The 22,917-nt window shown below is 73.8% G+C and carries 23 protein-coding genes; 2 read left to right on the forward strand and 21 right to left on the reverse strand.

From position 1 onward, the window contains the following. Positions 1-62: 62 nt before the first annotated feature. The 12 genes from L3X23_RS36170 to L3X23_RS15510 all read right to left on the reverse strand — a co-directional run bounded on the left by L3X23_RS36170 (position 63) and on the right by L3X23_RS15510 (position 15,359). Positions 63-860, reverse strand: a complete 798-nt coding sequence (locus tag L3X23_RS36170; protein WP_237192866.1) for a CPBP family intramembrane glutamic endopeptidase — start codon at positions 858-860, stop codon at positions 63-65. Positions 861-917: 57 nt separating this feature from the next. Continuing rightward, positions 918-1,985: an amidohydrolase family protein gene (locus L3X23_RS15460; protein ID WP_237192867.1), complete on the reverse strand. Its 1,068-nt coding sequence runs from the start codon at positions 1,983-1,985 to the stop codon at positions 918-920. Then, complete coding sequence (gene ffh, locus L3X23_RS15465; RefSeq protein WP_237192868.1) at positions 1,985-3,523, reverse strand: signal recognition particle protein; 1,539 nt, start codon at positions 3,521-3,523, stop codon at positions 1,985-1,987. The genes L3X23_RS15460 and ffh overlap by 1 nt, the downstream gene beginning before the upstream one ends. A 10-nt stretch (positions 3,524-3,533) precedes the next feature. Beyond that, entirely contained in the window at positions 3,534-4,157 is a 624-nt protein-coding gene (locus L3X23_RS15470) for an AAA family ATPase (protein WP_237192869.1), read from the reverse strand. An 87-nt stretch (positions 4,158-4,244) separates the two neighbouring features. Then, positions 4,245-6,644 carry a [protein-PII] uridylyltransferase gene (locus L3X23_RS15475; protein ID WP_237192870.1) on the reverse strand — a complete coding sequence of 800 codons (2,400 nt, stop codon included), beginning with the start codon at positions 6,642-6,644 and terminating at the stop codon, positions 4,245-4,247. 8 nt (positions 6,645-6,652) lie between these two features. Next, entirely contained in the window at positions 6,653-6,991 is a 339-nt protein-coding gene (locus L3X23_RS15480; RefSeq protein ID WP_237192871.1) for a P-II family nitrogen regulator, read from the reverse strand. A 133-nt stretch (positions 6,992-7,124) separates the two neighbouring features. After that, the gene (locus L3X23_RS15485; RefSeq protein WP_093079604.1) at positions 7,125-7,463 is read right to left on the reverse strand and encodes a P-II family nitrogen regulator; all 339 of its coding nucleotides are present in this window, start codon (positions 7,461-7,463) and stop codon (positions 7,125-7,127) included. A 3-nt stretch (positions 7,464-7,466) separates the two neighbouring features. Further along, a complete protein-coding gene (locus L3X23_RS15490) occupies positions 7,467-8,813 on the reverse strand; it encodes an ammonium transporter (RefSeq protein WP_237198044.1) in 1,347 nt (448 codons plus the stop codon). 280 nt (positions 8,814-9,093) lie between these two features. Continuing rightward, positions 9,094-10,914: a signal recognition particle-docking protein FtsY gene (gene ftsY, locus L3X23_RS15495; RefSeq protein ID WP_237192872.1), complete on the reverse strand. Its 1,821-nt coding sequence runs from the start codon at positions 10,912-10,914 to the stop codon at positions 9,094-9,096. Positions 10,915-10,939: 25 nt separating this feature from the next. Further along, a complete protein-coding gene (smc, locus tag L3X23_RS15500) occupies positions 10,940-14,554 on the reverse strand; it encodes a chromosome segregation protein SMC (RefSeq protein WP_237192873.1) in 3,615 nt (1,204 codons plus the stop codon). Between the two features lie 32 nt (positions 14,555-14,586). After that, positions 14,587-14,994 (reverse strand): VOC family protein, encoded by a 408-nt coding sequence (locus L3X23_RS15505; RefSeq protein WP_093079614.1) that lies wholly within the window; start codon positions 14,992-14,994, stop codon positions 14,587-14,589. A 65-nt stretch (positions 14,995-15,059) separates the two neighbouring features. Continuing rightward, positions 15,060-15,359: an acylphosphatase gene (locus L3X23_RS15510; RefSeq protein ID WP_237192874.1), complete on the reverse strand. Its 300-nt coding sequence runs from the start codon at positions 15,357-15,359 to the stop codon at positions 15,060-15,062. A gap of 22 nt (positions 15,360-15,381) precedes the next feature. Between L3X23_RS15510 and L3X23_RS15515 the strand changes: the two genes are divergently transcribed. Both L3X23_RS15515 and L3X23_RS15520 read left to right on the forward strand, forming a co-directional pair. Continuing rightward, entirely contained in the window at positions 15,382-16,113 is a 732-nt protein-coding gene (locus tag L3X23_RS15515; RefSeq protein ID WP_237192875.1) for a CAP domain-containing protein, read from the forward strand. A gap of 15 nt (positions 16,114-16,128) precedes the next feature. Then, positions 16,129-17,163 (forward strand): magnesium and cobalt transport protein CorA, encoded by a 1,035-nt coding sequence (locus L3X23_RS15520; protein ID WP_237192876.1) that lies wholly within the window; start codon positions 16,129-16,131, stop codon positions 17,161-17,163. A 42-nt stretch (positions 17,164-17,205) separates the two neighbouring features. Here the strand turns inward: L3X23_RS15520 and L3X23_RS15525 are convergent, their stop codons facing one another. The 9 genes from L3X23_RS15525 to rsmD form a co-directional block, all read right to left on the reverse strand. Next, on the reverse strand, positions 17,206-17,424 hold the full coding sequence (locus L3X23_RS15525; protein WP_237192877.1) for a hypothetical protein: 219 nt from the start codon (positions 17,422-17,424) through the stop codon (positions 17,206-17,208). A gap of 34 nt (positions 17,425-17,458) precedes the next feature. Continuing rightward, positions 17,459-18,313 (reverse strand): bifunctional DNA-formamidopyrimidine glycosylase/DNA-(apurinic or apyrimidinic site) lyase, encoded by an 855-nt coding sequence (mutM, locus tag L3X23_RS15530; RefSeq protein WP_237192878.1) that lies wholly within the window; start codon positions 18,311-18,313, stop codon positions 17,459-17,461. Next, positions 18,306-19,028 (reverse strand): ribonuclease III, encoded by a 723-nt coding sequence (gene rnc, locus L3X23_RS15535; RefSeq protein WP_237192879.1) that lies wholly within the window; start codon positions 19,026-19,028, stop codon positions 18,306-18,308. The genes mutM and rnc overlap by 8 nt, the downstream gene beginning before the upstream one ends. A 10-nt stretch (positions 19,029-19,038) precedes the next feature. Beyond that, complete coding sequence (rpmF, locus tag L3X23_RS15540) at positions 19,039-19,221, reverse strand: 50S ribosomal protein L32 (protein ID WP_093079637.1); 183 nt, start codon at positions 19,219-19,221, stop codon at positions 19,039-19,041. Between the two features lie 32 nt (positions 19,222-19,253). Further along, positions 19,254-19,808 (reverse strand): DUF177 domain-containing protein, encoded by a 555-nt coding sequence (locus L3X23_RS15545; protein WP_237192880.1) that lies wholly within the window; start codon positions 19,806-19,808, stop codon positions 19,254-19,256. After that, on the reverse strand, positions 19,805-20,857 hold the full coding sequence (locus tag L3X23_RS15550; RefSeq protein ID WP_237192881.1) for a MinD/ParA family protein: 1,053 nt from the start codon (positions 20,855-20,857) through the stop codon (positions 19,805-19,807). Before L3X23_RS15550 ends, L3X23_RS15545 begins: the two co-directional genes overlap by 4 nt. A 175-nt stretch (positions 20,858-21,032) precedes the next feature. After that, entirely contained in the window at positions 21,033-21,779 is a 747-nt protein-coding gene (locus L3X23_RS15555) for a DivIVA domain-containing protein (RefSeq protein WP_237192882.1), read from the reverse strand. 79 nt (positions 21,780-21,858) lie between these two features. Beyond that, positions 21,859-22,341 carry a pantetheine-phosphate adenylyltransferase gene (gene coaD, locus L3X23_RS15560; protein WP_093079654.1) on the reverse strand — a complete coding sequence of 161 codons (483 nt, stop codon included), beginning with the start codon at positions 22,339-22,341 and terminating at the stop codon, positions 21,859-21,861. Further along, positions 22,338-22,913: a 16S rRNA (guanine(966)-N(2))-methyltransferase RsmD gene (gene rsmD, locus L3X23_RS15565; RefSeq protein WP_237192883.1), complete on the reverse strand. Its 576-nt coding sequence runs from the start codon at positions 22,911-22,913 to the stop codon at positions 22,338-22,340. Before rsmD ends, coaD begins: the two co-directional genes overlap by 4 nt. Between the last annotated feature and the right edge of the window lie 4 nt (positions 22,914-22,917).

Raw genomic sequence — 22,917 nt, forward strand, 5'->3', positions numbered from 1 at the left:
TCGGCCGCGGCATCGGTAGAGGGCCGGCCACGGACCTGACGCACCATTCTGCCAGACGGGCTTCAGCCCAGCGGTACCCCACCTGTCAATGCGAGCGCGAGGGCCAGCGCCGGAACCAGGTTGTTGACCTGGTGGGCGACGATGCCGGCGGGCAGCCTGCCGGTGAACACCCGGGCCAGGCCGATCGGGATCGCCACGACCAGCAGCAACGGCGTGCGGGTGAGCTCCAGGTGCGCCACGGCGAACAGCACCGTGGTGATCGCGAAGGCCACCCAGCGGTTCGCGCCGTGCTTCGTCACCGCACCCCAGAGCAGCCCGCGGTAGACGATCTCCTCACAGATCGGTGCCACGAAAGCGACCAGCAGGAACACCAGCAGGGCGACGGGCCAGCCGACCTCGATGCCGTCGAACGCCTGCCCCACGGCCGTGGTCGCGTTGTCCTCCCCCACCACCGCCACGTACACCAGCGACGCCGGGATGCTCAGGAGCAGCCCGCCGAAGCCGAACAGCAGCCCGCGGCCGACGTCCGCCGCCGACCAGCGCAGGCCCAGGTCGACCGCCGGCCCGTTGCCGCGCCAGCGCGTGATCAGCACGGCGGTGCCCGCGGCGAGGATCGTCGGGATCGACAGCCCCAGGATCACCGCGAGCGCCGTCGGCCCGTCGGGCCCGATCAGGAACCACCCGATCGCGAACGAGGAGGCGAGGAAAAGGATCTCCACCCCGACGTAGGACCACAGGCCCCATCGGTGCCGGGGCGGCGCCTCGACGGCCCGTTCCTCGGGAGGCAGGCCTGCCGGCGCCCCGTCCGGACCGGCGGCGGGCTCGACGAGGCGCGGGTCGGAGGAATCGGGCTGGCCCACGGTCACGACGCTACCGCCGCCCGGATCCCGGCGCCCGCCCCACCTCGTGAGCGGCGATCAGTAGGGGTGACCACCCAGCAGGACGAGGACGGGCTCGCGGAGCACCTCGGGGTCGGCACGGGGATCCGACCGGTACACCACGAGATCGGCCGGCGCCCCCGGCTCCAGCAGCGGCCGCCCCAGCCACTCCCGGGCCGTCCAGGACGCCGCGCCCACCGGGTCGGGATGTCCCGCCGCCCGCAGCGCGAGGACCTCGTCCGCGATCCGGCCGTGGGCGATGCCGCCGCCTGCGTCCGTCCCCGCGAAGACGGGCACGCCGGCGTCGATCGCGGCACCGACGGTGTTCCGCACGCGTCGGTGCAGGTCCCGCATGTGCTCGGCGTAGACCGGGTACTTCCCGGCGCCCGCGGCGATGCCCGGGAAGGTCTCGATGTTGATCAACGTGGGGACCAGGGCGGTGCCGTGGGCGACCATCGCGGCGATCAGGTCCTCGGTGAGGCCCGTGCCGTGCTCCAGGCAGTCGATGCCCGCCTCGAGGAGGCCGGGCAGGGCGTCCGTGCCGAACACGTGGGCCGTCACCCGGGCGCCGTGGGAGTGGGCGACGTCGATCGCGGCCTTCAGCACGTCGTCCGGCCAGAGCGGCGCGAGGTCCCCCTCACCCCGGTCGATCCAGTCCCCCACCAGCTTCACCCAGCCGTCGCCCCTGGTCGCGGCCGCGGCGACCGCGTCCGGCAGCAGGGCGGGATCGTCCAGGTCGAGCGCCAGCCCGGGGATGTAGCGCTTCGGCCGGGCGAGGTGCCGGGCGGCGCGGATGATCTCCGGGAGGTCCGGCCTGCCCCGCAGCGACGACGTGTCGGTGGGCGAGCCGCAGTCCCGCAGCAGCAGCGCCCCCGCCGAGCGCTCGACGACCGCCTGCTCCTCGCACTGCTCCAGGGTCGCGGGCACCCCGCCGGTCGCGATCCCGACGTGGCAGTGGGCGTCCACCAGCCCGGGGACGATGAACGGCGCGTCGATCACCTCGGCGCCGGCGACCGGGTCGGCCTGCACGACCCCGTCGGCGACGACCAGGTCCCGGCGCCCGTCCGGCAGGACCGTCCCCCGCAGGTGCAGTGTCGGACCCGGCACTACTTGCCCTTCTTGTCCCCGAAGTTCAGCCTGCTGATGTCGAAGTCCGCGGGCAGCCCGTCGAGCCCCGGCGGCAGCTGCTGCAGGCTCGGCGGCATCTGGGACAGGTCCGCGCCGAACGGGTTCGCGGGGGCGCGGTTGGGCCTGCCGCCGCCCTTCTTCGCCTGCTTGGCCTTGCGCTTGTTCTTCGCCTGCTTGCGCGTCGCGGAGCGCCCGGCGCCGCCGAAGCCGAACTGCCCCGCCATCTGCTTCATCTGCTTGCGGGCCTCGAAGAAGCGGTTGACCAGGTCGTTGACGTCCGAGACGGTCACCCCGGAGCCGTTGGCGATGCGCAGCCTGCGCGACCCGTTGATGATCTTCGGATCGTCCCGCTCGGCGGGGGTCATGCCGCGGATGATCGCCTGCAGCTTGTCCAGCTGCTTGTCGTCGACCTGGGCGAGCGCCTCCTTCATCTGCGCCGAGTTGGCGCCGGGGAGCATGCCCAGGATGTTGCCGATCGGCCCCATCTTGCGGATGGCCAGCATCTGCTCGAGGAAGTCCTCGAGGGTCAGCTCGCCGGTCGAGATCTTCTGGGCGGCCTTCTGCGACTGCTCGTGGTCGAAGACCTGCTCGGCCTGCTCGATCAGGGTGAGCAGGTCGCCCATGCCCAGGATGCGCGAGGCCATCCGGTCCGGGTGGAAGACGTCGAAGTCCTCGAGCTTCTCCCCGTTCGACGCGAACAGGATCGGCTGGCCGGTGACCTCGCGGACGCTCAGCGCGGCACCACCGCGGGCGTCCCCGTCGAGCTTGGTGAGCACGACGCCGGAGAACCCGACCCCGTCCCGGAACGCCTCGGCCGTGGCCACCGCGTCCTGACCGATCATGGCGTCGACCACGAACAGGGTCTCGTCCGGCTGGACGGCGGCCTTGATGTCCGACGCCTGCCGCATCAGCTCGGCGTCCACGCCGAGCCGGCCCGCGGTGTCGACGATGACGATGTCGTACTGCTTCTCCCGCGCGTACGCGATGCCGCGGCGGGCCACGTCCACCGGGTCGCCGACCCCGTTGCCGGGCTCGGGCGCGAAGGTCGGGACGCCCGCGCGCTCACCGACGATCTGCAGCTGGTTGACCGCGTTGGGTCGCTGCAGGTCGCAGGCCACCAGCAGCGGGGTGTGCCCCTGCCCGCCGAGGAACTTGGCGAGCTTGCCCGCGAGCGTGGTCTTACCGGAACCCTGCAGACCGGCGAGCATGATCACACTCGGCGGTTCCTTGGCCAGCGCGAGCCGCCGGGTCTCCCCGCCGAGGATGCCGACGAGCTCCTCGTTGACGATCTTGACGACCTGCTGGGCGGGGTTCAGCGCCTGGCTGACCTCGGCGCCCTTGGCCCGTTCCTTGATCCGCGCGATGAACGACCGGACCACCGGCAGCGCGACGTCGGCCTCCAGCAGCGCGATCCGGATCTCGCGCGCCGTGGTGTCGATGTCGGCGTCGGACAGCCGTCCCTTGCCGCGCAGGTCGCGCAGCGCTCCGGACAGGCGGTCGCTCAGGGTGTCGAACACGCCTCCCAGGTTACTTGGCCTGGTCCCGCTCCCGCAGACGGTCCAGCACCAGACCCCGGGAGGCGGCGCGGCGGTCCAGCGCCGTCGCCGAGACCCAGCCCTCGCCGAGCGTGCCGCCCCGGATCCGCTCGGCGACCCCGGCGGCCCGGGCGACGTGCCGGGCGAAGGAGCTGCGCTCGATCATCCGGCCGCGGGCGGCCTGCCCGCACAGCGCCTCCGCCGCGGGCGCCTCGATCCACAACAGGTGGGGCTCCCGTCCGGTCGCGAGCGCCACCGCGCGCACGGCGCGGCGCAGGCCCGCCCCCGTGGCGGGCAGGTGCACGACGACGGTGGGCACCGCCCCGCACGCCGCACCGACCACCGCGAGCCGGTGCAGGAGGTGCACCCAGGGCCGCAGCCGGGCGTACGGCACGTCCGGCAGCAGCCGCACGAGCCGGTCCCGCTGCACCTCCGAGTCCAGCACCCGCAGCGTGTCGCCGAGGGGCAACCGGCGCAGCACCGTGCTCTTCCCCGCGCCCGGCACGCCCGCGACCAGCAGCAACACCCGCCCCGGGAGCGCGAGGCGCACGGGGTGCCCCGGCACGGGCAGGGCGCGGCGCGGGGTGTCGCCGGGGGCGGGCAGTGCATGGATCACGGGAGACCAACGTCCGGTCCGTCCGCTTCGTTCCGCGTCGTTCCCGCGTCGTCCCGCGTCGTCCCCGCGTCGGGTCGCGCACCCGCCTCAGCGGGCGGGGATCCTCCGTTCGCTCGCCGCGCCGAGGACGGCCTGCTCGATCCGGCGGCGGTCGCCCTTCGGGACGTGGCCGTCCGCACCGGACCCCGCCACGCCGAACGAGTCGACGACCGACGCGCCCAGGGTCTCCACCCGGGCCCACCGGATGTCGATCGCCTCCCCCTCCAGCGCCGCGGCGACCCGGTGGAGCAGCCCGATCCGGTTCCGCCCCCGCAGCTCCAGGACGACGGCGCCGGTGGCCTCGTCGTCGAACCAGAGCACCCGCGGCGGGGCGGTGCGCTCCGCGACCTCGGAGGTGGGTGCGTAGTCGCGTTCCTTGCGCGCCAACGCCTCCGGCAGCTCGAGCCCGCCGTCGAGCACGCGGACCAGGTCCGCCCGCAACAGCGCCGGGTCCGGCAGCCCGCCGAAGCGCGGCGACACCGCGAAGCTGAACACCGCCACCACCGTGCCGCTCGGCGCGGTCTCGGTGTGCACCTCCGCGGCGTGCACCTCCAACGAGTGCAGCGCGAGCACGCCCGCCGCCGCCGAGAGCACACCCGGCCGGTCGGGGACGGCCGAGACGACCGTGGCCAGGTCGTCCTCGGCCAGCAGCCGCAGCTGCACGCCGCCGTCCGCGCCGACCAGCGCGACCAGCTCCTCCGCCGCCTTGGCCGCGGAGTCGGCGAGCTGCACGGGCCCGGGCGGCGGCTCGCCGATCATCCGGGCCCGGACGCGGGTCGCGAGGTCCCGGATCAGGGCGCGCTTCCAGGGCGTCCACACCCCGGGGCCGGTGGCGAGCGAGTCGGCCTCGGCCAGCGCGTCGAGCAGGTCCAGGAGCAGCGGGTTCCCGTCCAGGGTCTCCGCGATCCGCGCGACGGTGGCCGGGTCCTCGGGGTCCCGTCGCGTCGCGGTGTGCGGGAGGAGCAGGTGGTGGCGGACCATCGCGCCGAGGGTGTCGACGTCGTGCGGGCCGAACCCGAGCCGCCGCCCGACCTGCACGGCCAGGGACTCCCCCACCACCGAGTGGTCGCCGCCGCGGCCCTTGCCGATGTCGTGCAGCAGCGCTCCGACCAGCAGCAGGTCCGGCCGGGACACGCGGGTGGTGAGCGCGGCCGCCCGCGCGCAGGCCTCGATCAGGTGCCGGTCCACGGTCCAGACGTGCGCCCGGTCCCGCGGGGGCAGGTCGCGCACCGCGCCCCACTCGGGGAACAGCCGACCCCACAGGCCGGTGCGGTCGAGCGCCTCGACCACGTCGACCATGCCCTCGCCCGTGCCGAGCAGCGACAGCAGCTCGCCCAGGGCGGCGCGCGGCCACGGTTCGCGCAGCTCCGGGGCGGTCTCGGCCAGGCGGGCGAGGGTGCCCGCGGCGATCGGCAGCCCGGTCCGTGCGGCGACCGCCGCCACCCGCAGGACCAGCGCCGGGTCCCGGCTCGCCGCGGCGTCCCGGGCGAGGGCGACCTCCCCGGCGTGCTCGACGACGCCGGAGTCCAGCGGACGGCGCACGGGTGCGCGCCGCAGCGCGGACAGGCCGCGGCGGGGCAGCGCCGAGCGGGCCGACCGCAGTGCGACCTCGGCGGCGAAGGCGACCGCCCGGGCGGCCCCGGACACGGCCCTGGCCAGGTCGAACCGGTCGCCCAGCTCGAGCACGCCCGCGATCTCGTCCGCCTCCTGGGCGCGCAGCACGTCCCGCGCCCGCCCGGCGATCCGGTGCAGCTCGGTGCGGACGTCGAGCAGCAGCAGCCGCGCCTCGGCGACCTCGCCCGAGGGCCGGTCGACCAGCTGCGCGACGGCGAGGTGGTCCAGCAGCTGGACGTCTCGCAGGCCGCCGTGCCCGGACTTGAGATCCGGCTCGATGCGGTGCGCCACGTCGCCGACCTTGGCCCAGCGGTCCCGGGCGGAGTCCGCGATCTCGTCGAACCGGCTCCGCATGCCCGCCCGCCACGCCTGCCGGACGGCCTGCGCCACCTTCTCCGACAGGGCCGGGTCACCGGCGATGTGGCGCAGCTCCAGCAGCCCGTACGCGGCCCGCAGGTCGGTCGCCGCGACCTGGACGGCCTGCCCGGGCGTGCGGACCGAGTGGTCGAGGCCGACCCCGGCGTCCCACAGCGGGTACCAGAGCTCCTCCGCCAACCGGTCCACGTCCTTGCGCCCGTCGTGGAGCAGCACCAGGTCCAGATCGGAGTACGGGCAGAGCTCGCGCCTGCCGAGCGCCCCGACCGCGACGAGCGCCGCCCGGTCGGAGATGCCGATGGCCGTCGCGCGCGACGACAGCCAGAAGTCGTGCAGGTCGACCAGCGCGGTGCGCAACGCGTCCGGCGCCAGCCGTCGTCGTCCGCCGTGCTGGTCGAGCAGCACGGCCTTGGCCCTGACCAGGTCCTCGGCGGACCCTGATCCCCCCGAGGGCGTCACTGCGTTGATCACAGGGCGTCCGGGCCCCGCTCGCCGGTCCGCACGCGCACGACGGTCTCCAGGGGGACGACCCAGACCTTGCCGTCCCCGATCTTGCCGGTCCGCGACGCCTGGACGACCGTCTCGATGGTCTTCTCCAGGACGGTCTCGTCCACCACGATCTCGATCCGCACCTTGGGCACGAAGTCCACGTGGTAGTCCGCGCCCCGGTAGACCTCGGTGTGGCCGCGCTGGCGGCCGTAGCCCGTCACCTCGCTGACCGTCATGCCTGCGACGTCCAGGCGCTCGAGTCCGGCACGGACGTCGTCCAACGCGAACGGCTTGACGATCGCCGTCACGAGCATCATCGGGGGCTCTCCGATCGGTGGTGGCGGGCGGAACCGGACAGACGGGAGGAATCACTCGGTCCCGCGAGACACCGCAGGCCCGCCGCGCCGCCGGAGCGGCACAGCGGGCCCGGTGCCCCTGCTCGGGACCGACTCAGATGGCGTCGGTCCCGCGCTCGCCCGTCCGGACCCGGACGACGGTCTCGACCGGGGAGACCCAGACCTTCCCGTCGCCGATCTTGCCGGTGCGGGCGGCCTCGACGACCGCGTCGACCACCTTGTCCGCGAGGGTGTCGTCCGCGACGACCTCCACGCGCACCTTCGGCACGAAGTCGACGGAGTACTCGGCACCCCGGTAGACCTCGGTGTGACCCTTCTGGCGGCCGTAGCCCTGGACCTCGGAGACGGTCATCCCGAGGACCCCGATCTGCTCGAGGGCGCCCTTGACGTCCTCCAGCACGAACGGCTTCACGATGGCGGTGATCAGCTTCATTCCTCAGCCCTCCTTGCCGGCGACGACCGACTGGGCACCCGCGGTGGCGGCGTCGGGACGCGGCGTCCCGGCGACACCCGCCAGACCACGGTGGCTCGAGAAGTCGTACGCGGTCTCCGCGTGCTCCGACTCGTCGATCCCGGTGACCTCGTCCTCGTCGCTGACGCGGATCTTGCCACCGAAGATGGCCTTCACGATCAGGGCGATGACGAAGGTCAGGATGCCCGAGTAGAGCAGGACGGCGAGCGCACCGACGACCTGGCGCCACAGCTGGTCGACACCGCCGCCGTAGAACAGGCCCGCGACACCGGCCGGCGAACCCGGGTCGGCCAGGAAGCCGATCAGGACGGTGCCCAGGATGCCGCCGACGAGGTGGACGCCGACGACGTCGAGCGAGTCGTCGTAGCCGAAGCGGAACTTCAGGCCGACCGCGAGGGCACAGACGACACCGGCGATCGCGCCGAGCAGGATCGCACCCATCGGGGAGATCGAGGCGCAGGACGGGGTGATCGCGACCAGACCCGCGACGATGCCGGAGGCGGCGCCGAGGCTGGTGGCCTTGCCGTCCCGGACGCGCTCGGTGGCGAGCCAGCCGAGCATCGCGGCACAGGTGGCGACGATCGTGTTGACCATCGCGAAGGCGGCCGTGCCGTTGGCACCCAGCGCCGACCCGGCGTTGAACCCGAACCAGCCGAACCACAGGATGCCCGCACCCAGCATGACCAGGGTCAGGTTGTGCGGCCGCATGGGCTCACGCGGCCAGCCCTTGCGCTTGCCCAGCACGATGGCCAGGGCGAGCGCCGCGACACCGGCGTTGATGTGGACCGCCGTACCACCCGCGAAGTCGATCGCGGCCAGGTCGTTGGCGATCCAGCCGCCGACCACGCCCGCGTCGTCGTTCGAGAACGCGAACACCCAGTGCGCGACCGGGAAGTAGACGATCGTGGCCCACAGCCCCGCGAAGAGCAGCCAGGCGCCGAACTTCATGCGGTCCGCCACCGCACCCGAGATCAGGGCGACGGTGATGATCGCGAACGTGGCCTGGAAGGCGACGAACACCAGGGCCGGGATGTCGGCCGAGAGCACGTAGGAGACCTCGTCGCCGGTGTAGCTGCCGACGAACAGGCCCTTGAGGCCCCAGGCCTCGAACGGGTTGCCCAGCAGGCCGGCGCCGACGTCGTTCCCGAACGCGATCGAGTAGCCGTACAGCACCCACAGGACGCCGATGAGCCCCATGGCGGACAGGCTCATCATCATCATGTTCAGGACGCTCTTGCTCCGGACCATGCCGCCGTAGAACAGCGCCAGTCCAGGGGTCATGAACAGGACCAGCGCAGTGCTGGCCAACATCCACGCGGTATTGCCGGTGTCGAGCCCTTCCACGGCTCTCCCTCCCTGTCGTCTACCGCCCCGACGGAGCAGTGGGTGCGCAGAGAATCGGACCACGATGTTTCGCGGAAGAGCGCTCTGTGTTTCGACAACGTGAACCCGGCGGCCGAGCGAGTTACATCCACGTTTCGTTATCGGCCCGCGACCCAGTGTGAGCGCTCCGTGACGAGAAGTGTGACCGTTTCGTGGCATTCGTCCCGCACCGACGACGCGGGGTGACTGGTCCGACCGCCGGGCCGCGCTAGCCCAGAAGGGCGTCGACGAAGGCCGCGGGCTCGAAGGGGGCGAGGTCGTCCGAGCCCTCGCCGAGGCCCACCAGCTTCACCGGGACGCCCAGCTCGCGCTGCACGCGGAAGACGATGCCGCCCTTCGCGGTGCCGTCGAGCTTCGTCAGCGCGATGCCGGTGACCTTCACCACCTCGCCGAACACACGGGCCTGGATCATGCCGTTCTGGCCGGTCGTGGCGTCCAGCACGAGGATGACCTCGTCCACCTCGGCCTGCTTCTCGACGACGCGCTTGACCTTGCCCAGCTCGTCCATCAGGCCGGTCTTCGTGTGCAGCCTGCCCGCGGTGTCGAGGAGCACGACGTCCGCGCCGTCCGCGGTCCCCCGCTTCACGGCGTCGAACGCCACCGCGGCCGGGTCCGCGCCCTCGGCCCCGCGCACCACGGCGGCGCCCGCGCGGTCACCCCAGGTCGCGAGCTGCTCGGCGGCGGCGGCCCGGAAGGTGTCGGCCGCGCCGAGCACGACGGTCCGCCCGCCCGCGACCAGGACCCGGGCGAGCTTGCCGGTGGTGGTGGTCTTGCCGGTGCCGTTGACCCCGACCACCAGCAGCACGCCGGGCCGCCCGTCGTGCGGGAGGGCGCGGATGGAGCGGTCCATGTCGGGCCCGAGCGCGCCGATCAACACCTCGCGCAGCAGGGCCTTCGCCTCGGCGGGGGTGCGGACGGCGCGGCGGGCCAGCTCGGTGCGCAGGGTCTCGACGATCTCGGCGGTCGTCTCCGGCCCGAGGTCGGCCTGCAGGAGGGTGGCCTCGACGTCCTCCCACGACTCCTCGTCGAGCTCGCCGCCGCCCAGCAGGCCCAGCAGGGACTGCCCGAAGGCGGAGCGGGAGCGGGCGAGGTTGCCGCGCAGCCGCTCGAGGCGGCCCTCGGCGGGGGCGATCTCCTCGGTGGGTGCGGCGGGGCGGGTGGGGGCGGGGGTGCCGGGCTCGGGCGCGGTGGGGGTCTCGGTGGTCGGGGCGTCCGGGGACGGCATCCGGGTCGTCGGTGCGTCGGGTGCGGTCGCCTCGGGTGCGGTCGCCTCGGGTGCGGTCGGGGCCGCGGCGGCAGCGGCCGGAGTCTCCGCGGTCGGAGTGTCCGCGGGCGGGGCCTCGGTGGTCGGGACCTCGGTGGTCGGGACCTCGGTGGTCGGGACCTCGGTGGTCGGGGCCTCGGTGGTCGGGGCCTCCGCGGCGGAGGGCTCGGCCGGGGTGACGGGGAGGCCGTCGGGCGGGGTGTCCGTGTCCGGTTCCCGGACGACCGCGATCCCCTCCGGGGGCGTGCGTGCCTCGGTCGCGGTGCCGCCGGTGGGCAGGCCGCGGGGCGGGGTGCGGACATCGTCCGCGGTGCCGGTCAGCTCGTCGCCCGGCGGGCGCTCGGTCGGAGTCCGCGGGATCTGCGGGGTCGGCTCGCTCGACTCGGACGGTTCGGTCGGTGCGGCGGGTGCGGCGGGCTCGGTCCCGGTGACCTGCGCCGGGCCGGTCACGACGGTGCCCGGCCGCGGCGCGGGCTCCGGCTCGGGCGCGACGGCCTTCTCGGCGCTCTTCTCCGCGCTCGTCTCCGTGCTCTTCTCCGCGGGCGGCTCGACGGTCGCCGTGCCGCCCCCGGAGGTGAAGTCGAACCCGCTGCGGGCCGTGTAGGTGTTCCCCTGCCGCGGCTTCGGCTCCTCCGGGGTCTCGAGCTGCTCGGGCTCGCGGAGGGAGATCCTTCGGCGGCGGCTGATCGTGATGCCTGCGACCAGGGCGATCAGCACGACCACCACAGCCACGACCACGACGGTCCAGAGGGTCTGCGTCGTCACCCCCCCACCCTGTCAGACCCCGGTCCTACGACGCCGCCCGGAGCCGCTGCGAGATGACCGTGGTGATGCCGTCCCCGCGCATCGAGACGCCGTAGAGGGCGTCCGCGACCTCCATGGTCGGTTTCTGGTGCGTGATCACGATGAGCTGTGAGGTGGAGCGCAGCTCCTCCATCAGCGAGATGAGCCTGCGGAGGTTGGCGTCGTCGAGGGCCGCCTCGATCTCGTCGAGCACGTAGAACGGCGAGGGCCGGGCCCGGAAGATCGCGACCAGCAGGGCCATCGCGGTGAGCGAACGCTCGCCGCCGGAGAGCAGCGACAGCCGCTTCACCTTCTTGCCCGGCGGCCGCGCCTCGACCTCGATGCCCGTGGTCAGCATGTCGTCCGGGTCGGTGAGCACCAGCCGGCCGTCGCCGCCAGGGAAGAGGGTGGCGAACACGGTCTCGAACTCGCGGGCCACGTCCTCGTACGCCGTGGTGAAGACCTCGAGGATCTTGTCGTCCACCTCGCGGACGACGGTGAGCAGGTCGCGGCGGGTGTCCTTCAGGTCCTCGAGCTGCGTGGACAGGAAGGTGTACCGCTCCTCCAGGGCGGCGAACTCCTCGAGCGCGAGCGGGTTGACCTTGCCCAGCAGCGACAGGTCCTTCTCCGCGCGCTTCGCCCGCCGCTCCTGGGTCGGCCGGTCGTACGGCATCGGCGGGGGCGCGACGACCTCCTCGCCGCGTTCCTTCGCGGCCTCGTACTCGGCCATCTCCGCGGGCGACGGCGGCACCCCGACCGCCGGGCCGTACTCGGCGACCAGGTCGTCCACCCCGACGCCGAAGTCCGCCAACGCCTTCTCCACGAGCTGGTCGAGCCGCAACCGGGACTGGGCGCGGGCGACCTCGTCCCGGTGCACGGCGTCCACCAGCTTGTCCAGCAGGCCGGACAGGCGCCCGGTCGTGGCGCGGGCCTCGGTGAGCGCGGCCTCGCGGTCGGCCCGGGCCGCGGCGACCTCGTCCCGCTCCGCGGCGGCCGAGGCGAGGGAGACGTCCAGCCGGTCGAGGGCGCGGCCACCCGCCTCGATCACCATGCCGGCGACGGCGGTCCCCCGCTCACGCTCCTTGCGCGCGGCCTCCGCGCGGACCCTGGCCTGCCGTTCCGACGCGGCCTGCCTGCGCAGCGAGTCCGCCCGACCGGCGATGGCGCGGGCCCGCTCCTCCGCGGTGCGCAGGGCCAGCCTGCACTCGACCTCCTCGGACCGGGCGGTGGCGAGCCGGTCGGCCGCGGTGTCCCGCACCTCGGTGTCCGGCTCGTCCTCCACCTCCTCGTCCTCGGCCAGGGAGAGCTGGTGCTCGGCGGCCTCGAGCGCGAGCAGCGACTCGGACCGGCGGGCCTCCACGGCGTCCCGGCGCTGCCGCAGCCGCTGGGCCTCCTGCTCGGCCGAGCGCACGACCTGTTCGAGCCGCCCGAGCCTGCTGCCCGCCGCGGCCCGCCGCTGTTCGGCGGCCCGCCGTTCGGCGGTGGCGGCCTCGACGTCCGCCTTGCGGGCCGCCTCCTCCGCGCGCGCCCCGTCCAGCGCGGGCCGCAGCCGGGCCAGCTCGGCCTCGTTCGCCTCGCGCGCGGCGACGGCCTCGTCCACCGCGGCCTGCAGCTCCAAGGCACTCGACCCGCCGCCGGACCCGCCGCGGGCCCGGAACTCCTCCAGCACGTCCCCCTCGGACGTGACGGCGACGAGCCCGGCCCGGGCGACGACGGCGGCCTCGTCGAGGGAGGAGACCAGCACGATCCCGCTCAGCAGCCCCCCGATCGGCGCGGTCAGGCCGGCGGGAGCGCGAACGGCCTCGGCCGCCCACCGCCCGGCGGGCGGGGCGGGGCGGCCCGCCGGGGCCACCGGGCGGCGTTCGGCGGCGGCCTCGAGCTCCGGGCCCTCCCCCGACGCCCCGACCAGCAGCGTCGCCGCGCCGTGCTCGCCCTGCCGCAGCGCGCGCAGCGCCGCGACCGCCGCGGCGGGACCCGCGACGGCCACGCCCTCGGCCAGCTCGCCCAGGACCGCCGCGACGGCCGGGCGGGCGGCGGGCTCGACCTCGATCAGCTCCGCGACCGCGCCGAGGACGCCCTCGGACTCCGACGCCAGCAACGCGCCCGTGCCGTCCTTGCGCGCGAGCCCGACGGACAGCGCATCCACCCGGGCCTGCCAGTGCGCGCCCTGTTTCTCCAGCTCCCGCTCCTGCGCGACCAGCTCCCGGACCCGCGCCGCCGCGGACTCCTGGGCCTGCGCCGCGGACTCGACGCGGGCGGCGAGCTCGCCCGCGTCCGCCTCGTCCAGCACGCCGAGCTCCTCGCGGGCGGCCTCCAGCTCCTCGGCCGCCTCGACGATCCGGGCCTCGGCCTCGCCGAGCGCCTCGGACAGGTTCTCGATCTCCTCCGCGGTGGCGGCCGCGCCGCTGCGCAGCGCCTCGGCCTTGCCCGCGAGCGTGGCCAGGCCCGCCTTGCGGTCCGCGATCGCCCGGACCGCCGCGAGGTGCGCGCGCTCCGCGGCCTGCAGGGTGCGCTCGTGCTCGGCGCGTTCCTCCAGCACCTCGGCCAGCCGCTGCCGGGCCTCGACGACCACCGCGACCAGCTCCTCCTCCTGCTCGGCGACGAGATCGGCCTCGGCCTCGAGCTCGTCCGGGTCCCGGCCGGGCGAGCGCGCCGCGGACTCCTGGGCGGCCGACGCCGCCAGGTGCCGGGCCCGTTCCTCCGCGAGGCGGACCGTGCCGCGCAGCCGCTCGGCCAGCGCCGACAGCGCGTACCAGGTGTCCTGCGCCGCCTGCAGCCGCGGCGCATCCGCAGCCAGTGCCTCCTCGAGCCCGGCCTGCGCCGCGCGCGCCTCGTCCAGCTGCGCGGCGATCTCGGCACGGCGGGCGCGGGCCTGCTGCTCGTCCGCCTCCTCCCGGGCCAGGGACTCCCGCAGCGTGACGATGTCGTCCGCCGCCAGCCGGATCCGCGCGTCCCGCAGCTCCGACTGCACCTGCTGGGCCTTGCGCGCGATCTCGGCCTGCCTACCGAGCGGTTTGAGCTGGCGGCGCAGCTCGGAGGTCAGGTCGGTGAGCCGGGTGAGGTTGGCCTGCATCGCGTCGAGCTTCCGCAGCGCCTTCTCCTTGCGCTTGCGGTGCTTGAGGACGCCCGCGGCCTCCTCGATGTAGGCGCGGCGCTCCTCCGGCTTGGACCGCAGGATCGCGTCCAGCTGGCCCTGCCCGACCACGACGTGCATCTCCCGGCCGATGCCGGAGTCCGACAGCAGCTCCTGGATGTCCAGCAGCCGACACGCGCTGCCGTTGATCTCGTACTCGCCCGCGCCGTCCCGGAACATCCGCCGGGTGATCGACACCTCGGAGTACTCGATCGGCAGCGCGCCGTCCGAGTTGTCGATGGTGAGCGTGACCTCGGCGCGTCCGAGCGGCTGCCGCCCGGACGTGCCCGCGAAGATCACGTCCTCCATCTTCCCGCCGCGCAGGGCCTTGGCCCCCTGCTCGCCGAGGACCCACGAGATGGCGTCCACGACGTTCGACTTGCCGGAGCCGTTGGGCCCCACGACGGCGGTGATCCCCGGCTCCAGGCGCAGCGTCGTGGCCGAGGCGAAGGACTTGAAGCCCTTCAGCGTCAGGCTCTTGAGATGCACACGTCCCCCGGGTGTGGTCAGTCCGCGGGACTCTACCCGGCCGCGTTGAGCAGCCAGCGGATGCCGAACCGGTCGGTGACCTGCCCGAAGTGGTCTCCCCACATCTGCTTCTCGAACGGCACGTCGACGACGCCGCCCTCGGCGAGCGCGGAAAACCAGCCCTCGATCTTCGCCGACTCGTCACCGGAGATGCTGACCGACACCTGCCCACCCGCCTCGGTGGGCCGCTCCGGATCGCCGTCCGACGCCATGAGCACGAACCCGTCCGCGGTCTGGAGCTGGCCGTGCATCACGCCCTCGGGCGGCGGGACGGGGCCGGGGGACCCCATGTCGCCGAACGTCATGATCTGCAGGTCCCCGCCCAGCACGGACTGGTAGAACTCCAGCGCCGCACGGGCGGAGGTGTCGAAGTGCAGGTAGGGGTTGAGCTGAACGGTCATCGCTGCCTCCAAGGCCGACACCGGTGTGGTGCAGGGCACGCTAGACCCGGGCACCGACAGAACGGCTACCGCTCGGCGAACTCCGTCCACAGTCCCGTCGCCGAGCTCCACTGCTCGGCCACGGAGTCGACCCGTCCGGGCCGTCCCGGTGTCTCGCGACCGCGCAGCAGGGCCAGCAGGCTCGCGCACGCCTCCCGCGGCCCCTCGGCCGCGACCGCCACCCGGCCGTCGGACAGGTTGCGGGCCTCCCCCACCAGACCCAGCTCCAGCGCACGGGACCGCGTCCACCAGCGGAAACCGACCCCCTGGACGCGACCTGCGACCCAGACGTTGAGCCGAACGGGCGCCTCGTCGTTGCTCTTCATCGGGGCGCTACGTTACCGGACCGTGATCGTCGGAGCGGGTCCGAGACTCCTCGCCGGGCTCGCCCTGGGGGCGGTGCTCGCCGGGCTCGGCGTGGTCGCCGTCGTGCCGGAGACCTGGTCGGTGGCCCTCGCCGGGCAGAGCGTCCCCGAGACGACAGGGACGACAGAGCCGACAGAGCCGACCGAGCCGACCGAGCCGACCCCGCCGCCGTCGATCCGGGTGGTGGCGCCGCCGCCGACCACCGCGCCCCTGGTCCTGCCGACCCCCGTCCCGGTCGCCGCACCGGTCGCGGAGGCGATCACCGCGGTGCCCGCGGCGCCGACCGGGACGACCCCACCCCCGCGCACCACCGCCGCGCTGCCCACCACCGACATCCCGGTGGCGACGGGACCCGCCGCCCGCGTCGTCGCGCTGACGAACGAGGCCCGCGCCCGCGCCGGCTGCGACCCGCTGACCAGCGACGCCCGGATCACCGCCGCCGCCCGGGACCACAGCGCGGACATGGCCGCGCACGGCTACTTCGCCCACGACTCGCTCGACGGGCGGGACTTCGCGGACCGGTTGCGCGCGGCCGGCTACCCGGACCCGGGAGCGGAGAACATCGCGATGGGCCAGCGCAGCGCCGACGAGGTGGTGGCGGCCTGGCTCGACTCCCCCGGCCACCGCCGCAACATCGAGAACTGCTCGCTGCGCACCATCGGCGTGGGGTACGAGCCCAGCGGGGACTACTGGACGCAGGACTTCGGCAGGTAGAGCTATCGTCGCCGCATGACGGTCGTCGACAACGCGGTGTACGTGGACGGGCACCGGACCCGGGAGCCCGCCTCCCTGGACCTGACCGTCGAGACGCTGCGGGCCTGCGGTCCGGGCCGGGACGCGTTCTGCTGGATCGGGATGCTCCGCCCCACCGCCGAGGACATCACGGCCGCGGAGCAGGAGTTCGGGCTGCACCGGCTCGCCGTGGAGGACACCCTGCACGGGCACCAGCGGCCCAAGCTCGAGCGCTACGGCGACACCGAGTTCGCGGTGCTGCGACCCGCCCGGTACCTCGACGAGACCGAGGACGTGGAGCTCGGCGAGATCCATCTCTTCCTCGGCCGGGACTTCGTGATCACGGTGCGGCACGCCGACGAGCCGGACCTCGCGGACGTCCGCAAGCGCCTCGAAGCCGATCCCGATCTGCTGGCCCACGGCCCGTTCGCCGTGTTCTACGCGGTGCTGGACAAGGTCGTCGACGACTACGGGCCCGTCCTGGACGGCCTGCAGGACGACGTCGACCAGATCGAGACCCAGGTCTGGGACGCCGACCCCCACGTCTCCCGCCGGATCTACCAGCTCACCCGCGAGGTGATCGAGCTGCAGCGGGCCGTGGAGCCGCTGGCCGAGATCTTCCTCGCCCTGCGCGCCCGGTTCTCCAAGAAGAGCGACGACCCGGACCTGGAGCTGCACCGGCTGTTCCGGGACGTCTTCGACCACGCCACCCGCGCCCGCGAGCGCACCGAGGGTCTGCGGTCCCTGCTGGAGAACATCCTCACGGTGAACTCCACGCTCGTCGCGCAGCGACAGAACGACGAGATGACCCGGCTCACCGAGGCCGGGTACGACCAGAACGAGCAGATGAAGAAGGTGTCCTCCTGGGCGGCCATCCTCTTCACCCCGACGCTGGTCGCCGGGATCTACGGGATGAACTTCGACCAGATGCCGGAGCTGCACTGGGCGTGGGGCTACCCGTTCGCCGTGGGGCTGATGGTGCTGCTCGGCGGGCTGCTGTTCCTGATCTTCAAGAAGCGTGGGTGGCTGTAGCGGAGGGATCCGCCCGCGCGGCCCGCGTCGCCGACCCGCGGCTCAGCGCGCGGTGAGGAGGTCTGTGGACAGGGCCCAGAGCCGCGCGGCCCGCTCCGGGTCGAGCGCCCACCGCTTGACGCCGTGGGGGAGCGGGCCCTGGCGGGCGACCCGCCGCAGGTCGTCGAGGCATCCGCCCGGTTCGCGGCGCTGCTCACGGCGGCGCTGGGGGACCCGGACCGCGCACAGACGCTGATCAGCGTGTCCGCGGGCCTCAAGCACCAGGTCGAGACGCGTGCGGACTACCGCGCGCGGCTCACCGTCGCGGTGCGGCTGCTGCGCGCGGCCGCGGCTGACAGCGCGGGCAGCTGTACGAGCTGCGGTTCATGAAGGGCTCCCGCACGATCGGGGTGCCGCAGCGCCGGCACGCCCGGTCGCCCCGGCCGTAGACGTTCAGGGAGCGGTCGAAGTAGCCCGACGCGCCGTTGACGTTGACGTACAGGGCGTCGAAGCTCGTCCCGCCCTGGTCGAGGGCCTCGTGCATCACCTCGGAGGCGGCCTGGAGCACCGTGACCCCCTGGGCCCGGGTGAGCTTCTCCGTGGGCCGCAGGCCGTGCAGCCGGGCCCGCCAGAGCGCCTCGTCCGCGTAGATGTTCCCGATGCCGGAGACGATCGTCTGGTCCAGCAGGGCCCGTTTGAGCTCGGTGCGCCGCCTGCGGATCCCGGCCACCGCGGCGTCCAGCGAGAACTCGGGATCCATGGGATCGCGGCCGATGTGCGCGACGGGCTCGGGCACCCCGTCGACGAGGGGGTGGATCGACAGCCCGCCGAAGGTCCGCTGGTCCACGAACCGCAGCTCGGGGCCGGTCTCGAACGTGAAGCGGATGCGCAGGTGCTTCTCGGCGGGCCGGTCGGCCGCCGCGACGAGCATCTGGCCGGACATGCCGAGGTGGGCCATGATCGCCTCGTCGTGGCCGACGTCGAGCCAGAGGTACTTGCCGCGCCTGCCCGCCGCGGTGATCGTGCGGCCCACGAGCCGTTCGGCGAAGTCCCCGGTCAGGTGCCTGCGGACGGCGCGCGGGTGCAGCACCTCGACCGAGCGGATCGGGCGGTGCAGCACGTGGTCGGCGAGCCCGCGGCGGACGACCTCCACCTCGGGCAGCTCAGGCACTCGCGGCGGTCTCGTCCGTGATCGTGCGCCAGGCGAGCGCGGCGGCCTTCTGCTCGGCCTCCTTCTTCGTGCGCCCCTCCCCGGACCCCAGGTCCCGCCCGCCGACGACGGCGGTGGCGGTGAACGTCTTGAGGTGGTCCGGGCCCTCCTCGGTGATCCGGTACTCCGGCACGCCGAGGTTCTCCGAGGCGGTGAGCTCCTGCAGGCTCGTCTTCCAGTCCAGGCCCGCGCCGAGCAGCGGGGCGGACTGCAACAGCCCGTCGAAGAGGCGGTGCACCAACGCTCGGGTCGGCTCGAGGCCGTGCTGGAGGTAGACCGCACCGATCATGGCCTCGGTGGCGTCCGCCAGGATGCTGGACTTCTCCCGGCCGCCGGTGAGCTCCTCACCCCGGCCCAGGTACACGAACTCCCCGAGGGCCAGCGTGGCCGCCACCCCGGCCAGCGCGTGCATGTTGACCACGCTGGCGCGGAGCTTGGCGAGCTGTCCCTCGGGGAGATCGGGATGATCGCGGTAGAGCCGCTCGGTGACGATCACGCCGAGCACCGAGTCACCCAGGAACTCCAGGCGCTCGTTGGTCGGCAGGCCACCGTTCTCGTACGCGTACGAGCGGTGGGTGAGGGCGAGCGTGAGCAGCTCGGCGCCGATCTCGACGCCGAGTGCTGACAACAACGGGGCCCGGTCGGTACGGGGTCCCGTGACGCTCTTCTCGCCCACCAGGTGCGACTCAGGCGGGGCGGACGACCTGGCGGCCGTCGTACTGCCCGCAGACGGGGCAGGCGATGTGCTGGAGCTTGGGCTCACGGCACGCGCGGTTGCTGCAGGCGACGAGGGACGGCGCGGTGGCCTTCCACTGCGCCCGGCGAGAGCGCGTGTTGGACCGCGACATCCGGCGCTTGGGTACGGCCACGGCAGTTCTCCTACTGTTCTACGAGGGTTGTCTCAGGAAAGGCGCTCACGCAGAGCGGCCCACCGAGGATCCAGTGTCTCATGCCGGTGGTCGGGCCCGAGATCGGCCCGCCTCTCCCCGCACTCGGGGCACAGACCAGGGCAGTCCTCGCTGCACAGCGGGGCCATGGGCAGGTCGATGGCGATCGCGTCCCGCACCGCCTGCTCGAGGTCCACGTGGTCGTCGACGACGCGCGGGATCTCGTCCGCGTCCGTCGTCTCCTCGGTCAGCGAGTCCGGGTAGGCGAAGAGCTCCTCGATCCGCTCCACCACGTCCTCGGCCAGCTCGTCGAGGCAGCGCGAACACTCCCCCGTCAGCTGCGCCGACGCCGTGCCGGACACGTAGACGCCCTCGGAGACGGACTCCAGGCGCAGGTCCAGCGCGATGTCGCTGCCCGGCGGCACGGCGAGCACCCCGACCAGCCCGATGGCGGCGTCGGGGTCGTCCACCCCGGGGGCCACGATGGTGCGGGTGGCGGTGCGCATGATGCCCGGGCGGCGGCCCATCTCGCGGACGGAGAAGAGCCAGGGATTCGGTTGAGTGCTCATGTCGGCGTCGAGGATACGCGCGCCGGGAACCGTTCGGCGACGGCCGCGGCCAGCTCCAGGAACGCCTCCCGGCTGGCGGGCCGCAGCCGGGCCGGGTCGATCCGCCCACCCGTCGCGAGGTGCGGGTCGTGCGGGATCTCCAGCACGCTGCGGACGCGGGCGGCGAAGTGCTCCCGCAGGCCCTCCCCGTCGATCTCCCGGCTCGGCGCCCCCACCAGCACGACGACGGCCTCCCGCGCCAGCTCGCCGTGGCCGTGCGCGCGCAGCCAGTCCAGCGTCTTGCTCGCCCGCCCGGCCCCGTCGACCGTCGGCGCCCCCACGACGACCAGGGAGTCCGCCCGGTCGAGCGTGCCCGCCATCGCGGAGTGGACCATCCCCGTGCCGGAGTCGGTGAGCATCACGCTGAAGAAGCGGGCCAGCACCGCGTCGGCGCGCAGGTACTCGTCCCGGGTGAAGGCCTCCCCCGCCGCCGGGTCCTGCTCCGACGCCAGCACCTGCAGCCGCCCCGCGAGGCTCGTGTAGCGCGAGACGGCGGTCCAGGAGTCCACGTGGTCCAGGTCGTTCAGCAGGTCGCGGACGGTGCGGTCGCTGTGCCCGGTCAGTCGCTCGGCGAGGGTGCCCGCGTCCGGGTTGGCGTCGAGAGCGAGGATCCGGTCGCCGCGGTGCTCGGCCAGCGCGAGCCCGAGGCAGGCGGTCACCGTCGTCTTGCCGACGCCGCCCTTGATGCTGGTCACGGCGACCCGGTGGGTCCCCGCGAGGTGGCTGCGGACCCGCTTCAGGCGCTCCTGCGCCGCAAGCTGCGCCGGGCTCGGCCCGGGGTCGACCCGCCCGAGCGTGACGCCGTGCAGCCACCGCCGCCACCCGCGGTCCGGGACGGGTCCGCGGGTACGCAGGAGCGCGTCGGCGTCGAACGGGGCGGGCGGCGCTTCGGCACTCTCGGACACGGTCTCCCCCGGGGATCCGGCGACGGGCCCCACCGGCTCGCCCTGCAGCCGATGGCCGTACCGCTCCCACCAGGTCTCCGGATCGGGCTCGTGCCGGGGCTGCATGGCGGCGAAGACTAGCCCGAGCGCCCGCCAGTTCTGCTCCGGTTGACCGAATAGTGATCGACTGGCAACAGGTGGCGCATCGAGCGATGATCCACTCGTCGGGTGCGGAGCGGTCGGAAATCGACCGTCTCGCGCCCGAGCCGTGGATCATGTGACGCGCGGGACGCCGCGAGGCTCAGTCGATCAGGTCCATCCCCGTGCCCGTGCGGCCGTACATCGCGGGGGCGGGGGTGCCGTTCGGGGAACCGCCCTTCCATAGCCTGCTGCGGCCCCGGCTGACCGTGGTCAGGGCCTTGGTGAGGGTGTCCTCGAACTCCGCGAGCTTGGCGTCGACGTAGCCGTCGCACTCCTGGCGCAGGCGGTCCGCCTCGCCCTCGGCGGTGTCGATGATCTGCGCGGACTGGGCGTGGGCGGCGCGCACGACCTCGGTCTGGGAGACCAGGCGGGCCTGTTCCTGCTGCCCCTCGGCGACGAAGCGGTCGTGCGCGGCGCGGCCGGCCTCGACATGGCGGTCCGCGTCGTGCCGGGCGCGCGCGGTGACCTCCTCGTACTCCTGCCTGCCGTCCGCGATCATGGTGTCGGCCTGGTGGCGGGCCTCGGCCAACGTGCGCTCGGCCTCCTCGCGGGCCTCGCTCACGAGCCGCTCGGCCTCGGCGCGGGCGTCGGCGAGCAGCTCGTCGGACTCGGTGGTCGCCGCCGTCCGGGTCTCCTCGGCCTCGCGCTCGGCCTCACCGACGATCTCGTCGCGGCGGTCCAGGACGTCCTGGGCGTCGTCGAGCTCGGCCGGGATCGCCTCGCGGACGTCGTCGAGCAGGTCGAGCACGTCGCCGCGGGGGACCACGCAGTTGGAGGTCATGGGGACGCCGCGCGCCTCCTCCACCACCGTCACCAGCGCGTCGAGCGACTCGAAGACCCTGTACACGCGGCCGATCCTCTCACCGGCGCAGCCGGGTTCCCCGTATTGGCCGCACGCAGGGCGTGTCAAGTTCCGATCGGGGGGATTACGCGCGCTCCGCGATGCGCTCCACGAGCTGCCGGTGTACGGACGGCGGCAGGAGGTGGGCCACGTCACCCCCGTACGTGGCGACCTCCTTGACCAGCGAGCTGGAGACGAAGCTGAACTCGGGGCTCGTGGACATGAACAGCGTGTCGACACCGGACAGCCGCTGGTTCATCTGCGCCATCTGGAGCTCGTAGTCGAAGTCGGTGACCGCGCGCAGGCCCTTGACGATCGCCTTGATCTCGTGGGCCCGGCAGTAGTCCACGAGCAGGCCGTGGAAGGAGTCGGCGCGCACGTTCGGGAGGTCGGCCGTGACCTCGTTCAGCATGGCGATCCGCTCCTCGACGGCGAACATGCCCTGCTTCTTCTTGTTGATCAGGACCGCGACGACGACCTCGTCGAACAGCTCCGCGGCCCGGCCGATCACGTCCAGGTGGCCCAGCGTCACGGGGTCGAAAGATCCGGGGCAGACGGCCCGCCTCATCGCGTCTCACCAGCCATGCCGGGACCGTAACAGTCGCCGACGTGGATCACGGTGTCCCCGTAACGTCGCTCACGCACCCCCGCATACCCCGCGGGCCAGGGGAAGGGCTCGCGCGAGCGGGACCGCTCGACGACGACCGTGCCCTCCCCGATCCACCCCGACCGCAGCCCCGTGGCGAGCCACCCGGCGATGGCGGAGTCCGGTTCGGCGTAGGGCGGGTCGACGAACACGAGATCGTGCGGGCGCGGCGGGTCGCCCGCCAGCACCGTCCCCGCGGGCCCGTAGCGCACGTCTCCCCCGAGCCCGACGACGGCGAGGTTCTTCCGCAGGACCCCCACCGCCCGCCGGTCCATCTCGACGAACGTCGCGGACGCGGCCCCCCGCGACAGCGCCTCGAGCCCGAGGGCCCCGGTCCCGGCGCAGAGGTCGAGCACGTGGGCGCCGGACAGCCCCGGGTCGTGCTCCAGCGCGGAGAACAACGCCTCCCGCACCCGGTCCGACGTCGGCCGGGTGCCCTCGGACGGCACCGTGAGCCGCCGCCCCCCGGCCTGTCCGGCGATGATCCTGGTCAAACCG

The sequence above is a fragment of the Pseudonocardia sp. WMMC193 genome (assembly GCF_021728735.1).
Lineage (GTDB): Bacteria > Actinomycetota > Actinomycetes > Mycobacteriales > Pseudonocardiaceae > Pseudonocardia > Pseudonocardia oroxyli.

Excerpts from the sequence above, each read along its gene's own strand:
- L3X23_RS15480 (WP_237192871.1), bottom strand. The coding sequence starts at position 6,991 with ATGATGCTCGTGACGGCGATCGTCAAGCCGTTCGCGTTGGACGACGTC.
- L3X23_RS15485 (WP_093079604.1), bottom strand. The coding sequence starts at position 7,463 with ATGAAGCTGATCACCGCCATCGTGAAGCCGTTCGTGCTGGAGGACGTC.
- L3X23_RS15490 (WP_237198044.1), bottom strand. The coding sequence starts at position 8,813 with ATGTTGGCCAGCACTGCGCTGGTCCTGTTCATGACCCCTGGACTGGCG.
- L3X23_RS15505 (WP_093079614.1), bottom strand. The coding sequence starts at position 14,994 with ATGACCGTTCAGCTCAACCCCTACCTGCACTTCGACACCTCCGCCCGT.
- L3X23_RS15510 (WP_237192874.1), bottom strand. The coding sequence starts at position 15,359 with ATGAAGAGCAACGACGAGGCGCCCGTTCGGCTCAACGTCTGGGTCGCA.
- L3X23_RS15520 (WP_237192876.1), top strand. The coding sequence starts at position 16,129 with ATGACGGTCGTCGACAACGCGGTGTACGTGGACGGGCACCGGACCCGG.
- L3X23_RS15545 (WP_237192880.1), bottom strand. The coding sequence starts at position 19,808 with ATGAGCACTCAACCGAATCCCTGGCTCTTCTCCGTCCGCGAGATGGGC.
- L3X23_RS15550 (WP_237192881.1), bottom strand. The coding sequence starts at position 20,857 with ATGCAGCCCCGGCACGAGCCCGATCCGGAGACCTGGTGGGAGCGGTAC.
- coaD (WP_093079654.1), bottom strand. The coding sequence starts at position 22,341 with ATGAGGCGGGCCGTCTGCCCCGGATCTTTCGACCCCGTGACGCTGGGC.